This window comes from Pseudomonas sp. ASL7 (genome assembly GCF_056680375.1).
The window spans coordinates 2455223-2468966 of record NZ_CM155279.1 but is presented as its reverse complement, the minus strand read 5'-3'; the positions used below and the strand labels follow the sequence as shown (position 1 = coordinate 2468966).

11 protein-coding genes are annotated in these 13744 nt (G+C 57.6%); 9 read left to right on the top strand and 2 right to left on the bottom strand.

What is annotated here, in order from left to right; translation table 11 throughout:
- Positions 1-88: 88 nt before the first annotated feature.
- The 5 genes from AC1MDT_RS11195 (at position 89) to AC1MDT_RS11175 (ending at position 8266) form a co-directional block, all read left to right on the top strand.
- The gene (locus tag AC1MDT_RS11195; protein WP_480422081.1) at positions 89-1138 is read left to right on the top strand and encodes an AraC family transcriptional regulator; all 1050 of its coding nucleotides are present in this window, start codon (positions 89-91) and stop codon (positions 1136-1138) included.
- Between the two features lie 293 nt (positions 1139-1431).
- On the top strand, positions 1432-3261 hold the full coding sequence (locus tag AC1MDT_RS11190; RefSeq protein ID WP_480422080.1) for a DUF1302 domain-containing protein: 1830 nt from the start codon (positions 1432-1434) through the stop codon (positions 3259-3261).
- A 32-nt stretch (positions 3262-3293) separates the two neighbouring features.
- Positions 3294-4658, top strand: a complete 1365-nt coding sequence (locus tag AC1MDT_RS11185) for a DUF1329 domain-containing protein (protein WP_480422079.1) — start codon at positions 3294-3296, stop codon at positions 4656-4658.
- A gap of 74 nt (positions 4659-4732) precedes the next feature.
- Complete coding sequence (locus AC1MDT_RS11180) at positions 4733-5809, top strand: WD40/YVTN/BNR-like repeat-containing protein (protein ID WP_480422078.1); 1077 nt, start codon at positions 4733-4735, stop codon at positions 5807-5809.
- Between the two features lie 27 nt (positions 5810-5836).
- Positions 5837-8266, top strand: a complete 2430-nt coding sequence (locus tag AC1MDT_RS11175; protein ID WP_480422761.1) for an efflux RND transporter permease subunit — start codon at positions 5837-5839, stop codon at positions 8264-8266.
- An 86-nt stretch (positions 8267-8352) separates the two neighbouring features.
- Here AC1MDT_RS11175 and AC1MDT_RS11170 read toward each other — a convergent pair whose 3' ends face one another.
- Positions 8353-8631, bottom strand: coding sequence for a DUF3303 domain-containing protein (locus AC1MDT_RS11170; protein ID WP_480422077.1), 279 nt, complete (start codon positions 8629-8631; stop codon positions 8353-8355).
- Between the two features lie 203 nt (positions 8632-8834).
- The gene (locus tag AC1MDT_RS11165; protein ID WP_480422076.1) at positions 8835-9236 is read right to left on the bottom strand and encodes a hypothetical protein; all 402 of its coding nucleotides are present in this window, start codon (positions 9234-9236) and stop codon (positions 8835-8837) included.
- A 328-nt stretch (positions 9237-9564) separates the two neighbouring features.
- On the opposite strand from AC1MDT_RS11165, the gene AC1MDT_RS11160 reads away from it, so the two are divergent.
- From AC1MDT_RS11160 to AC1MDT_RS11145, 4 genes are all read left to right on the top strand, one after another.
- Positions 9565-10062, top strand: coding sequence for a VPLPA-CTERM sorting domain-containing protein (locus AC1MDT_RS11160; RefSeq protein WP_480422075.1), 498 nt, complete (start codon positions 9565-9567; stop codon positions 10060-10062).
- 404 nt (positions 10063-10466) lie between these two features.
- A complete protein-coding gene (locus AC1MDT_RS11155; protein WP_480422074.1) occupies positions 10467-11024 on the top strand; it encodes a polysaccharide biosynthesis/export family protein in 558 nt (185 codons plus the stop codon).
- A gap of 26 nt (positions 11025-11050) precedes the next feature.
- Positions 11051-12163 carry a hypothetical protein gene (locus AC1MDT_RS11150; RefSeq protein ID WP_480422073.1) on the top strand — a complete coding sequence of 371 codons (1113 nt, stop codon included), beginning with the start codon at positions 11051-11053 and terminating at the stop codon, positions 12161-12163.
- A 20-nt stretch (positions 12164-12183) separates the two neighbouring features.
- Positions 12184-13743 carry a GumC family protein gene (locus AC1MDT_RS11145; protein WP_480422072.1) on the top strand — a complete coding sequence of 520 codons (1560 nt, stop codon included), beginning with the start codon at positions 12184-12186 and terminating at the stop codon, positions 13741-13743.
- The last annotated feature ends 1 nt before the right edge of the window (position 13744 follow it).

The window sequence follows — 13744 nt, the reverse complement described above, 5'->3', positions numbered from 1 at the left end:
GAACATCACGGGCATGCCGTTGACTGATCATTGACCGATGCATGATCGAGAGCGAGTATTTGCGTTCGCATTCCTAACAGGCAGGCACATGGACGATTCGAAAATGGAGACGTCGGGCGACGATTTTTTGTTGCATGAAGAGGCGTTACAACCCACCACCATTGGCAGCTACACCGTGGCCATCGCCCGGGCGCTGGACGCCAGTGGTGTGGACAGCAAACGGATTTTTACTGCCATGGGGATTCCGCTGGGTGTCTCTACCGATCCAATGACCCGTTTGCCGGTCGCGACGATGACGCGTCTGTATCGAGCCTGCGTCGATGTAACCAACAACCCGTATTTCGGGCTGGCCGTGGCCAAGCATATTCATCTGACTCACCTGCATGCCTTGGGCTATTCCCTGGCGGCCAGCGGCACGTTGATGGATTTCTGTCGACGGCTGGAGCGCTATTTCCGGTTGGTGTCCCAGGTCGCCAAGGCCAGCCTGACCCAGGCCGACGACCAGGTCCTGATGCGGTTCGATCACCTGCTTGAGCTATGCGACGAGACCGAAGATGCTTTTTTCGGCTTTCTGATACGCACGATGCGGTTGCTCTACAAGCAGGATTTCAAGCCGGTACGAGTGGAATTTTGCCGGCCGATGCCGCATGAAGGCGCCGGCCCATATGAGGCGTTGTTCAGGGCGCCGGTGTTGTTCGGTCAGGCTTGCAGCTTGCTGGTGTTCGACAAGGCTGACCTTGTGCAGGCACTCAGCGGATCCTGCCCGGAGCTGGCTCAGGTCAACGACAACATCATTATCAGTTACCTGGCACGCCTGGATAAAAGTGACGTGATCACGGGTGTGACGCAGAAAATCATCGAGTTCCTCCCGGACGGCGATTGCACCCGGGACAAGGTGGCCAGCGCCTTGTGCATGAGCCCGACCAAGCTGCAACTCAAACTGTCCCAGCGCGGAACAAACTTTCAGCAATTGCTCGACGACACGCGCAAGGAGCTGGCCTGCAGCTACTTGAGCCAGGCCTCCCGCCCGGTCACGGAAATCACCTTTCTGCTGGGCTTCAGCGACACCAGCAACTTCACCCGCGCCTTCAAACGGTGGACGGGGTTATCACCGACGGATTTTCGTCTGCAGGGTTGACGATCTCTTCATTTTTTAAAACCTGATTGCATCTCCTGAACAGGCGCGCCTCAGGAGCTCCTGAGGCCGGTCACGCGTGCGCGTCGATAAAGCGATGTAGGCGGCATGGGTACTTTATCGCGCCCACGTTGTGCTGACCGATGATTTGGCCCAATTGACCGGCGACCCACCCACCCCTCGCGATACAACAGTCTCGACCGATCCAGCGTGTGCCCCTTAGAGCAGGACGCAGCTGGAATCGGCATTTTCCTGAATGACTTTTCGTGAGTCCACAGAGAAGGCGAGCACGTTAGATGAATAACAACAATAAGATCTGCCATCCAAATCTCCGTCGCGGGCTGCTGGCTTCAGCCATTCTGGCGGGACTAGGGGTGACTCCGGTGCAAGCCTTTGAGCTCGACACAGGAAATCCGGATTTTTCGGTACGCTTCGACAACACGGTGAAGCTTAACTACGCCCAGCGTGCGCAAGGTGCCGACTCCAAGTTGACCAATTCGTGGAACAACAACGACGGCGACCGCAATTTTGCCGTAGGCAAGCCGGTCACCGAGCGCGCTGATGTACTCTCCGAGCTGGATGTGGCCTACAAGCAGAAAGTCGGCTTTCGGGTCAGCGCCAACAGCTGGTACGACCATGCCTATGAGGATGTCGACAGCAACAACCCGTCGACTAACCAGCTCAACAATGGCAAGCCGGACTCGAACCACCAGAGCGGTTATGTCGACCGTTACTACAACGGTCCTTCTTCCGAGATTCTCGATGCCTTCGTGTTTGGCAATACGGAAATCGGTGATCAGTCGTTGCTCAGCGGCCGGTTGGGTAAAACCACCCAGTACTGGGGCGAAAGCATTTTGTCCTTCGCTCATGGCAACAGCTACGGACAGTCTGGCCTGGACATTACCAAGGCACTGACGGTGCCGGGTACCGAAGCGAAGGAATTGTTTATACCGCGTAGCCAAATCTCCACCAACCTGACGATCAACCCGCAGTGGACCATCGGCGCGCAGTACTTCCTGGACTGGAACGCCGCGCGGCTGCCGGAATCAGGTACTTATCTGGGCTTCAATGACGCTATCCAGAATGGCGGGAGCAACCTGTCGCTGATCGGCGCACAGAATCCTCGTTTTGGTACGCCGGGTCCGCTCGGTGCCAACGAGTTCCTGCGACTGGACAATGGCCATACCTTTACCCCGAGCAAGACGGGCGATTTCGGCCTGATGGCCAAGTGGAGTCCGGAGTGGCTGGATGGCACGCTGGGTTTCTACTACCGCAAAACCTCCGACATTCTGCCTAACGTGGTCCTGCAGCCGACCGCAGTGGGTACAGCGCAACTGCTCTCGGGCAATATCGGCAGCTACAACCAGTTCTATGTCGATGACATCGATATCTACGGCATCAGCCTGTCGAAGAACATCGCCGGCGTCAGCGTCGGGCTGGACGTGAACTATCGCAACAACATGCCATTGACCAGCGTCCCGGCCACCGTCAATCCTTCGCCGGCGGCCGCTGGTACACCCGGCGTCATCTCAAGCTTTAACGGTGAAAACGGCGTCGCACGCGGTAATACCGTGCACGCGGTGCTCAACGGGCTGACCACTTTTGGCCAGACGCCGGTGTGGGATAGCTCTTCGTTGCTGGTCGAACTGGCCTACAGCCGCTGGCTGTCCGTCACCGATAACGAGCAACTGTTCAAAGGTGAAGATTGGTACCACGGCATCGACAAGGTCACCAAGGATAACTACGTACTGGGCGTCAACTTCAACCCGACCTGGTACCAGGTGTTCCCTGGCATCGATATGTATATGCCGCTCACCTATAACGTCGGCCTCAAAGGCGAATCCTCCGTCCAGTTGGGCGGCAACAAGGGCGCGGGCAACTACTCGGCCGGCGTCGGCATGGATGTACACAATAAATACCGTTTCGACCTGAAGTACGTGGCCAACTTTGGTGATTTCGATATGTGTAATTCGCCAGGCAGCGCGGGTAAACCCGGCGATGGTACATCGCCTGGGGCCAACGGACAGTACAACTGCACCCTTGGTCAGCCCACCGCTTTCGCTGGCACATTTGCCCAGATCAGTGATCGCGGCATGGTCACCGCTACCTTCAAAACCACCTTCTGATCGAAGCGTTGCCTGATAACAGGAGACACCCCATGAAATTCGTTAAAACATTACTGGCTACTACGTTGGCGCTGGTCGTCGCCGGCGCCGCTCAGGCGGCCGTATCTCCGGACCAGGCTGCGAAGCTCGGTACCACGCTGACACCTGTCGGCGCCGAGCGGGCTGGCAACGCCGATGGCACCATCCCGGCGTACACCGGTAGCCCGATGGCGATCCCGGCAGGCTTCAAGGCGGGTGATTCGTTCCGTCCCGATCCGTTCGAAAGCGAAAAGCCGCGCGTGGTGATCACCGGCAAAAATGCCGCCGAGTATGCGGACAAGCTGACGGTGTCGACCCAGGAACTGCTCAAGCGGTATCCGACCTATCGTGTGGACGTCTACCCGACTCACCGCACTGTGGTCTTGCCGCAGAAAATGCTGGAAAACACAGCGGCAAACGCCGTGGGTGCGAAGGCGACCGAGGGCGGTCTGGCGCTGGAAAATGCCCTGCCGGGGGTGCCGTTCCCGATCCCTGCCGACGGTTACGAGGCGATGTGGAACCACTTGTTGCGTTACCAGGGCGTGGCCATGAGTAACAAGTACGACTCGTGGATCAACGATGCTTCCGGCACGGCGACGCTGAGTTCGACCGGTATGTTCTCCATTGAAAACCCATTGTCCGATCCGAAGCGTCCGGCGGGCCCGATCGCCGGGGATGAAGCCTTCTACAAAATCAAGGTGTCCTACACCGGGCCGGCGCGTCGCGTGGGTGAAGCACTGTTGCTGGTCGATGCGGTCAATCCGCTGAAACAGCCACGCCGTGCCTGGCAATACCTGCCGGGGCAACGTCGAGTCAAGCTGGCGCCGGATCTGGCCTACGACACGCCGAACCCGGGTACCTCGGGCATCATGACCTACGACGATACTTTCCTGTTCAACGGCGCCATGGACCGTTACGACTTCAAACTGGCCGGCAAGAAGGAAATGCTTGTTCCGTACAACACCTACAAGCTGAACTACCACAAGACCGCCGACGATCTGGTCACCGCCAAGCATTTGAACCCTGATCTGGTGCGCTGGGAACAGCATCGCGTGTGGGTGGTCGAGGCCACGCTGAAACCGGGCAAGCGCCACATCTACAGCAAGCGCACCTTCTACATTGACGAGGACAGCTGGACCGTTCTGGCCTCTGACGAGTATGACGCTCGCGGCCAACTGTTCCGTGGTGGCTTTGCCCACATGACCTACAGCTACGACGTGCAGGCGCCGGACAGCATCAACCACATGCTCTACGACTTCGTCGCAGGCTCCTACAACATCAACGGTTTCTACGGTCCTTATGGCGGCCTCAAGTACATCGAACCCCTGTCCAAGGCCCAGTGGACGGCCGAGTCGCTGGCCGGCACCGGTGTCCGCTAACCGCCTCTGAAACAGCTGTACACCACCGGGGGTTTCCACTCATTCCCCGGTGGTTTTCAACCGAGATAATAATAATGACAACCTCCAAGTGGATCCTGCTCTGCGCCTTGGCGACAGCGCTGGCGCTGCCGTTTACCCGTCCTGTGGTGGCGGCGGACTTTGCCGATGTGCTGGACACCCCGGCGGTGCACAGTGAGCTTGCTGGCAAAGGTCTGCTGACAGGGCTTACCCGCGCAGGTGAGCGTCTGATCGCTGTCGGCCAGCGCGGCCACATTCTCTATTCCGACGACGCGGGTCAGCATTGGCTACAGGCTCAAGTGCCGGTCAGTTCTGACCTGGTCGCGGTGTATTTTCCTTCTGCGAAACAGGGCTGGGCCGTCGGACATGACGGGGTGGTCCTGCACAGCAGCGATGCTGGGCAGACCTGGAGCCGTCAGCTGGACGGGCGCCAGGTGGGTCCGCTCCTGTTCGATTATTACCAGAAGCAACTCGCCAAACAACCGGACAGTCCGGAACTGCAAGCGCGGGTTGCCGATGCTCAACGGATGAAGGAAGAGGGCGCCGACAAACCCTTTCTGGATGTCTGGTTCGAAAATGATCAGGTCGGTTACATCGTCGGTGCCTTCAACCTGATTTTCCGTACCGATGACGGCGGCCACAGTTGGACGCCGTGGCTGGACCGTACCGACAACCCGACGGCGCTGAACCTCTACGCGTTGCGTCCGGTCGGTGATGATCTGTTTATCGTCGGTGAACAGGGGCTGGTGCTGAAACTGGACCGCAGCACCGAACGCTTCAACGCCACTCCCACGCCGTACAACGGCAGTTTTTTCGGCATCACCGGCAAGCCGGGGGTCGCCCTGGTGTTCGGTCTGCGCGGCAATGTCTATCGCAGCGTCGATAGCGGGGCAAGCTGGAACAAGATCGACCTTGGCCTGCCGCTGAGTATCACCGCCAGCACCCTGACCGCCGATGGCCGGATCGTGCTGGTCAGCCAGGCTGGCCACGTGCTGGTCAGCGCCGACGATGGCGCCAGTTTCAAGCTCCAGCCGCATACCGTACAGGCTCCGGTGGCCGCCGCGCAGATATCCGCTGTCGGTTCCCTGGTACTGGCAGGCACCCGTGGCCTGCGGCAGTTGCCTCTTGAATAAGTCCGGCATTACGAAGAGAACACCATGATGGGTCACTACGAAACCGATACGATGCCGGTGATCCGCGAGCTCAAGGGCTTCGATGCCCGCTCCGGAAACCTGCTGGAACGCCTGATCTTCAACAACCGGTTACTGGTGGTGCTGACTTGCCTGCTGGTCACCCTGGCGTTGAGCTACTTCGCCAGCACCCGGCTGACGCTCAATGCCAGCTTCGAAAAGATGATCCCGCAAAGTCAGCCCTTCATCAAAAACTACCTGGAAAACCGCCAGGCCTTGCGCGGTCTGGGCAATGCGGTGCGGGTGGTGGTGGAGAGCAGCAACGGCGACATTTTCGACCCGCATTATCTGGACGCCTTGAAGGAGATCAACGACGAACTGTTCGTCACGCCAGGCGTCGACCGTGCCTGGATGAAGTCGCTGTGGACCCCGGCCGTGCGCTGGACCGAAGTCACCGAGGAAGGTTTTCAGGGTGGCCCGGTGATGCCCGATTCCTATGACGGCTCGGCCCAAAGCGTGCAGCAACTGCGGCAGAACATTGCCCGTTCGGGAATCGTTGGCAGCCTGATCGGCAACAACTTCAAGTCGAGCATGATCTTCGTGCCGCTGCTGGATAAAGATCCGGTGACCGGGCAAGGCATCGATTACCACCAGTTCTCGCACACCCTGGAAGAGAAACTGCGCGACAAATACGAATTCGCCGGCAGCGTTCGCGTATCGGGCGAAGAGGGCAAAGGCCCGATCAAGATCCGCGTGATCGGTTTTGCCAAACTGGTGGGTGATCTGCTCGATGGCCTGATGCAGGTGATGCTGTACTTCGGCGCCGCGGCGCTGATCGCCACAGCCATCATCTTTTACTTCACCCGCTGCGTGCGCAGCACCGCGCTGGTGATTCTCTGCTCGGTCATCGCCGTGGTCTGGCAACTCGGGTTGGTGGCGCTGTTCGGTTTTGCCCTGGACCCGTTCTCGATCCTCGTGCCGTTCCTGGTGTTCGCCATCGGCGTGTCCCATGGCGCGCAGAAAATGAACGGCATCATGCAGGACGTCGGACGCGGCACGCACCAACTGGTCGCCGCACGCTACACCTTCCGCCGCCTGTTCCTCGCCGGCCTGACTGCCTTGCTGGCCGATGCCGTGGGCTTTGCGGTGCTGATGCTGATCGACATTCCGGTGATCCAGGACCTGGCGATCACCGCGAGTATCGGTGTCGCCGTGCTGATCTTCACCAACCTGGTGCTGCTGCCGGTACTGCTGTCCTATACCGGCGTGAGTCGCAAGGCTGCCGAGCGCAGCCTGCGTCAGGAAAACAAAGAGCTGCGTGGCAAGGGCCTGGGCGCCTTCTGGAATTTTCTCGATCGCTTCACCGAGCGTCGCTGGGCCACCGTGGCGGTAGTGGTGGCAGGTCTGCTGGCGGTCGGCGGCCTGGTCGTCAGCAGCCATTTGAAAATCGGAGATCTTGACCCCGGCGCCCCGGAGTTGCGTTCCGACTCGCGGTATAACCGTGACAACGCCTACATCACCGCCAACTATTCGCTGTCTAGCGACCAGTTCGCGATCATGCTCAAGACCCCCAACGAAGGTTGCCTGAAATACGAAACCCTGGTGGAGGCTGATCGCCTGGGCTGGCTGTTGCAGCAGCAACCGGGGGTGCAAACCACGGTGTCGCTGGTCAATGCCGTGCGGCAGATCACGGCGGGTTCCTACGAAGGCAACCCGAAGTGGCTGACCATCGCGCGTAATCAGAACGTGCTGAACTACGGCGCGCAGCAGGCTTCGGTCAGCAGCCCGGATCTGTTCAACAACGATTGCTCGATGATGCCGATCGTGGCCTACCTGTCGGATCACAAGGCCGAGACCCTCGACAATGTGGTGCGGGTGGCCGAGAACTTCGCCCGCGAACACAGCACGGGCGACCGTCAGTTCATGCTCGCGGCCGGCAGTGCCGGCATTGAAGCGGCGACCAACATCGTCGTGCGCGAAGCCAACCACACCATGCTGTTCTACGTGTACGGCGCGGTGATCGTGTTGTGTTTCATCACCTTCCGTAGCTGGCGTGCGGTGGTGGTGGCGGTGGTGCCGCTGATGCTGACCTCGATCCTCTGCGAGGCGCTGATGGTCTGGTTGGGCATGGGGGTGAAAGTGGCGACGTTGCCGGTGATCGCGTTGGGCGTGGGCATTGGCGTGGATTACGCGTTGTACCTGCTCAGTGTGCAGTTGGCGCAGCAGCGTGCCGGTCTGTCGTTGACCGAGGCGTATCGCAATGCAGTGGCCTTCACCGGCAAGGTGGTGGCGCTGGTGGGCATTACGCTGGCGGCAGGCGTCGTCACCTGGGCGTGGTCGCCGATCAAGTTCCAGGCCGACATGGGCATCCTGCTGACGTTCATGTTCATCTGGAACATGGTCGGAGCCCTGGTGCTGATCCCGGCGTTGTCACACTTTCTACTGCGTAAAGTGCGATAGGCCAACGGACCGCCGGCAGTGATCGTTTGATCCTGGAGGTTGTTTGAGATTGAGGCAGCGAGTATTCCTCGCCGCCTCAATGGCGCTTATTGACCGACAGTGGCTGCCAGCAGCGGCGCCATTTGCGCGTCGGTCAATGCCGCGTGGACTTCCATACTCATGAGATCGTTCCAGTCCAGCACCCATTTCTGAATGAGCACCACATCACTGGCTTCGGCAATCCCGAAGCCGGCCGAGCCTCCGACCGCATGCCAGCGCCCTAGCATCGTGACGCCTGCGGGTGGGGCGCCGCCGGTCTTGATAAAGCGTTCGATTGCGGCGTCGCGATTGTCCGGGCTGATCGACCAACTGACGATGAATAACATCGGCCACCTCCTGTTGCGGATTGGCACCCGTATTGCTTTGCACGCCTGGTGAGTGCCGGACCAGAGGCGCGTTGGGTTTCCAGTTCCGTCCTGGCTGGTGTGCAGCGAAATCTCCCATGTGAAGGCATAGCAGCACAGCGCATTGTGCGTACGACCGCTGATCCTCTATGGCATTTTTTAGAGGGGGCAAGCGTTCGCCCGCATCATGCGTCGCGTAACAGGTCGTTGGCGTTAAGCAGTGCGTAGGCGATCTCCGGTCGCTTCTCCAGCGCGCGGCGAATGGCGGCCGGGATCGATGCACGGGTCTTGCGACATAATCCCGGCAGCTCGCCGAGGCTGATGCTGATGCCGCGCATGGTCCGTACTTCATTGAAGCCGGGGGCAATGCTCACGCGGATACCCAGCTGCTCGTACATGCGTTGTAGCAGACGCTCCAGGTCGTTCAAGCTCTGGAGGTTTTCCAGGCGTTCGATGAGGTGCTTTTCTTCCGTGCGGGTCAGCAACAGGATGCGCACATCGGCTCCCGGTGTTTCCAGCAACGGGTCACGCCCGCAGTCGCAGGCGCCGGGCGGGCAGGGTTGGCGGATCGGAGCAGAGGTCATCATTGGGTTCAATCATAGAGCGCAGCGATCGAGTTTGCCCATAGGGAATCGGGTGGGAGAGAGTCCGTAGAGCCTGTGGACGCCAACGCACCAACGACTTGTTGCTTGCCATTTCCCAAACCTCAGGCTTTTTCATATGGATAGCCTGTTTAGCAGAGGATCGAGCGTTTGCTGTGTCGTTATTTTGACGCCATCCGCTGGGATTTTTTATTTTGATTTATTATTGTGACGAGCTATTGACGTAATGGCGATGTGCTTATACATTTCATTTAACCTGATCCGAAATCCTTCATTCACAAAAGAGTAACCCTCTGTGCAGGGAGGCGGTGTTATGCATACGAAACTTGTGTTTAAAAACGTTTTGTTGTTGATGCTGCTCGGTGGCGCAGCGGTATCGGGTGCTCACGCGACCAATTTGGCCTATGAAATTAGTCGCATAGGCAATGCTTGCGGAGATTCCGTGCCTCAACTCGGCGCGGCTCTGGAAGAGCACCCGAATGGCGCACTGTATGCTTTTGGAAACGTCCTTGGCGCGCCTTCTTCAATCACCGATAAGTACTTCGATGATGCCCAACCTGCCAAACTCAACAGCAAAAATAATCAGTCGGGGGCTAGTGTTTCCGTCAATACTTTATCGTGCGACGGTTTAATGGCGGCTCTTTCCAATACCCCGTTAGTGGTTGATCTGTCTACTCAGGATAAAGGTCTGGCGGTCGGGGCTGGCGCTTTTATCAATCAATCGAATGCAGTACCGCTTCCGGCGGCGGCCTGGTTATTTTCGTCCGCGCTGATTGGTTTTATCGTGGTTGCCAACCGGCGGAAGATATAGGTAGTGGGGTTAGGCTTTCGGCGCTCAGAACTCGTAGTTCAAGTAGCTGGAAAGAGAAAAGATTTATTTGATGTTGGTTTTTTGTGAATGGTTTTATGTATTGCAATGACACGTTACTTGTGATGTTAGAGGTCAGTTAGTTGCGCGGTTCGGTGTAGGTGCGCTAAGTGCTTTAATTTTGGCATATGGGTGTCGGAGGTGGCGTGATCAACTCCAAGATATTGTTAAATAAGGCTATTTTTCTATTTTTGGCTGCTATTTCGGTGGCTGGCGGGTTGCGTCAGTAAAAAATTCGCTGCCAGATGCACTGTTTGATCGCTTCTTTGACACGAAATGGGATAGAGTGATTTTGTCCCGTTTTTATGTGAAACTCCTTGCATTACCACTTAGGTGGAGGGAACCCAATGTTGCGTTCATTGATACCTGTACTCTGCACGCTGGCTATCTTGCCCGGCGTTTCCAGGGCTGACGAAAAAGACACGGATTACAAGCTAAAAGCGGGCGACAACGTTGTTGTTTCCGTTTGGGGCGAAGACAAGCTTAGAGAGGAAGTGCGTGTACTTCCCGATGGCAGCATTACCTTCCCGCTGGCAGGGAAGGTCGAGGTTCAGGGGCTTGACTCTACTGGCGCCGCGAAGAAAATCGCTACCGAGCTTGTAAAGTACATACCCGATCCGAATGTCAGCGTTGTCATCAAAAGCATTGAAGGCAATGTCGTCTACGTGCAAGGCAAAGTGTTGAAGCCAGGTCCAGTGCCGATGCCGGGTTCGCTTGACGTACTGCAAACACTGAGCAATACGGGTGGTTTCGACAAGTTCGCGGACAAAGATGAAATCAAGGTCATTCGGCGCAAGGGTGCCACTCAACAGGTACTGCCCGTGCACTACAGCGATCTGATTTCCGGGCATGACATGTCCACCAATATCCAACTCCAGGCCGGCGATACGCTGGTTGTACCCTAACCTTGCTTGATGCATTAAGGATTATCTTGTCTGTACTGCGAACTACCGGAGTTGCTACGGCTATCCTGATCTTGCCGTGTTCCGGTGTGGCCTATGCAGCCACTTGGCAATCAGCGATCGTTCTCCCCTCGACGGTCGAGTACGATAGCAACCCGGTGCTTGCTACGAGCAATGTAAAGGGCGTGACTCGTACAATCATCGCCCCCGATTACACGCTCGTCGGGACTTCCGACCGGGATCAGTGGACTTTTGGCCTGGGTGTAAACGTTGTGCACTCCTCCGATACCTCCGTCGTTTCGGATCGTCAAGACCCCGATTTGAAGATGGGGTGGCAGCGCGACACCGAAAACGGTGGTTTTGGACTCAACGCGCAGTATGTCCAGAGCTCGACGCTCTCTTCCGAGGTCCAAGGAACCGGCGTGATTGCCCCTGACGGTACGCAATCGCTATCGATGTTCGGCGGCAACTGGAGCACTGCGCTCAGTGATCGTACTACCCTGGTTGATGAAGCCGATTACACCCATGTCACTTACGATGTTTCCACGCTGACCAACTATGACCAGCTGTCGAACCTCTTGAGTTTGAACTATACATGGAGCGAGCGTGTGGAGTTGTTCGCGCGTTTTGGAGCCAAGCGTTATGAACCGCAGCAGGGATCCGGGGTGTCGTCTTCAAACAGTTATACCCCCGCTGTGGGTATGAACTTTGACATTTCTGACCGGCTTAAAGGGTCGGTTTACGGGGGCGTCAATCAAGTCTCCGGCTCGAGCACTCCCACTGGTCAAGGCGGCTTTTCGTTGCGCTATACCGGTGATCGTGTCGAGACAAGCATCGACGCCAGTCGTAGTACTGTCGCCAGCGGTGACGGCGGTTTCGTCGAGTCTGATAACGTGAGCGGCCTATGGAGTTATGCACTGGACGACACCAGTCGCACCGGTTTTATCACCTCATGGCAAAAAACCACGGGGCAGACGCCAAACACCCTGCGCACTGCCGGTGCCTGGTTTAGTGAAGAACTCTCGCCTTTTTGGGTGGCGCGCCTATCCTACACGTACAAAGAACGCCTGCAAGATAACTTGCCGGATGCAACCGCAAACGTCGTGGGGCTGACTTTGACATATAGTCATCCCGATTTCTGACATTCAGCATTGTGATAATTATGACCTCAGAATACGAAATGTCGGTCAACGACTACATCGCTATCATCAAGCACCATGCCCTGCTGTTGATCCTGAGTGTCGCGGTTATACTTGGCCTGAGCGTGGCGGTTGCGCTCGCTATCCCGCCCATTTATGAGTCATCCGGCACGATTCTGGTCGAGTCTCAGCAGATTTCACCGGACCTGGTGGCGGCGAACAACAATACCTTTGCCGATGAGCGCATCGAAGTCATTCGCCAGCGTGTGATGACCCGTGAGCATCTGGAAGCGATCATCGACAAGTACCATCTTTTTGCTTCGCAAAGCAGGCCGCTGAGCGTTACCGAGAAGATCGACGAAATGCGCAATGCGATTACAGTCTCCTTGGTCAGTGCCGCCGTTAAGGGGCGCGGGGAAGTGACGATTGCTTTCCGCCTGGGCTTTGAGCACCGCCAGCCCGAGATTGCGAACAAAGTGGCCAACGAGCTGGTGACGCTGTTTCTGGATGAAAACATCAAGCAGCGCACCGAGCGCGCCAGTGAGACCACGGAGTTTCTGACGCAGGAGGCGGACAAACTCAGGGTCGAACTGGAAGCCCTGGAGAACCGGTTGGCGGACTTCAAGCAGGCACACAGTAACGCGCTGCCTGAGCATCAGGAGTTGCGCATGAATATGTTGTCGCGCGCCGAAACCGAGCTTAAAGAGGTAGATCGCGACTACAAGGCGGCCCGTGAGGAGTTGCGCTTTAACCAGCTGGAGGTTTCCGCGGCCAGTGCCGGGGGCGCGGCCAAGCCTGGGGCGGCGGGAGCTGAGCAACCGCAAGATTTGGGTAGCCTCAAGGCGGAATACAACAGGTTGCTGTCGATCTATACCGAAGCCCACCCCGATGTTCGCGCCGTCAAACGCAAAATTGCTGCCCTCGAGTCTGTCAAAGGAGTGGGGGGCGGTGCAGGGGCTCCCGTCAGTATGGAGGTTGCCAAGGCTCAGGCCCAGGTCGCGGCCACGGAAACACGGATCCAGTCGCTGGCCGATCAAAAGCGGGAACTGCTCAGCAAAATTGAAGCCTACGAGGCGCAAATTCTTGAGACGCCGCAAGTCGAGCGTGGCTTGGTCACGCTGACGCGTGACCATGACAACGCTCGCAAAAAATATGAGGAAATCCGCACGAAGGAAATGGGTGCGAAAATTTCCGAAAGCCTGGAGCAGGAAAACAAAGCGGAGCGTTTTGTGCTGCTGGAGTCGCCGCTGATGCCCGAAAAGCCGGTCCGGCCGAACCGCAAAAAGGTGGTTGCCATGGGCTTTGTACTCGCCCCGGTGGGCGCTGGTGCACTGGTGATGCTCCTCGAGATGTTGAGTCAGCGCGTGCGTGGTGTTGAGGCCCTGGGCAGTGTGGTGGGCAGGCGCGTACTGGTTTCGATTCCCTACATTCACACCAAGGCGGAACTGGCGCGTCGCAGGAAGTGGCGAACGCTTTTGATCGTCGGTGGGGTCGTGATAATTGCGATCTCGTTGGTACTATTGCACTTCCTCTACATGCCTCTGGACCTTCTAGTATTCAAAACGCTGGGCCGGTTTGCATAAG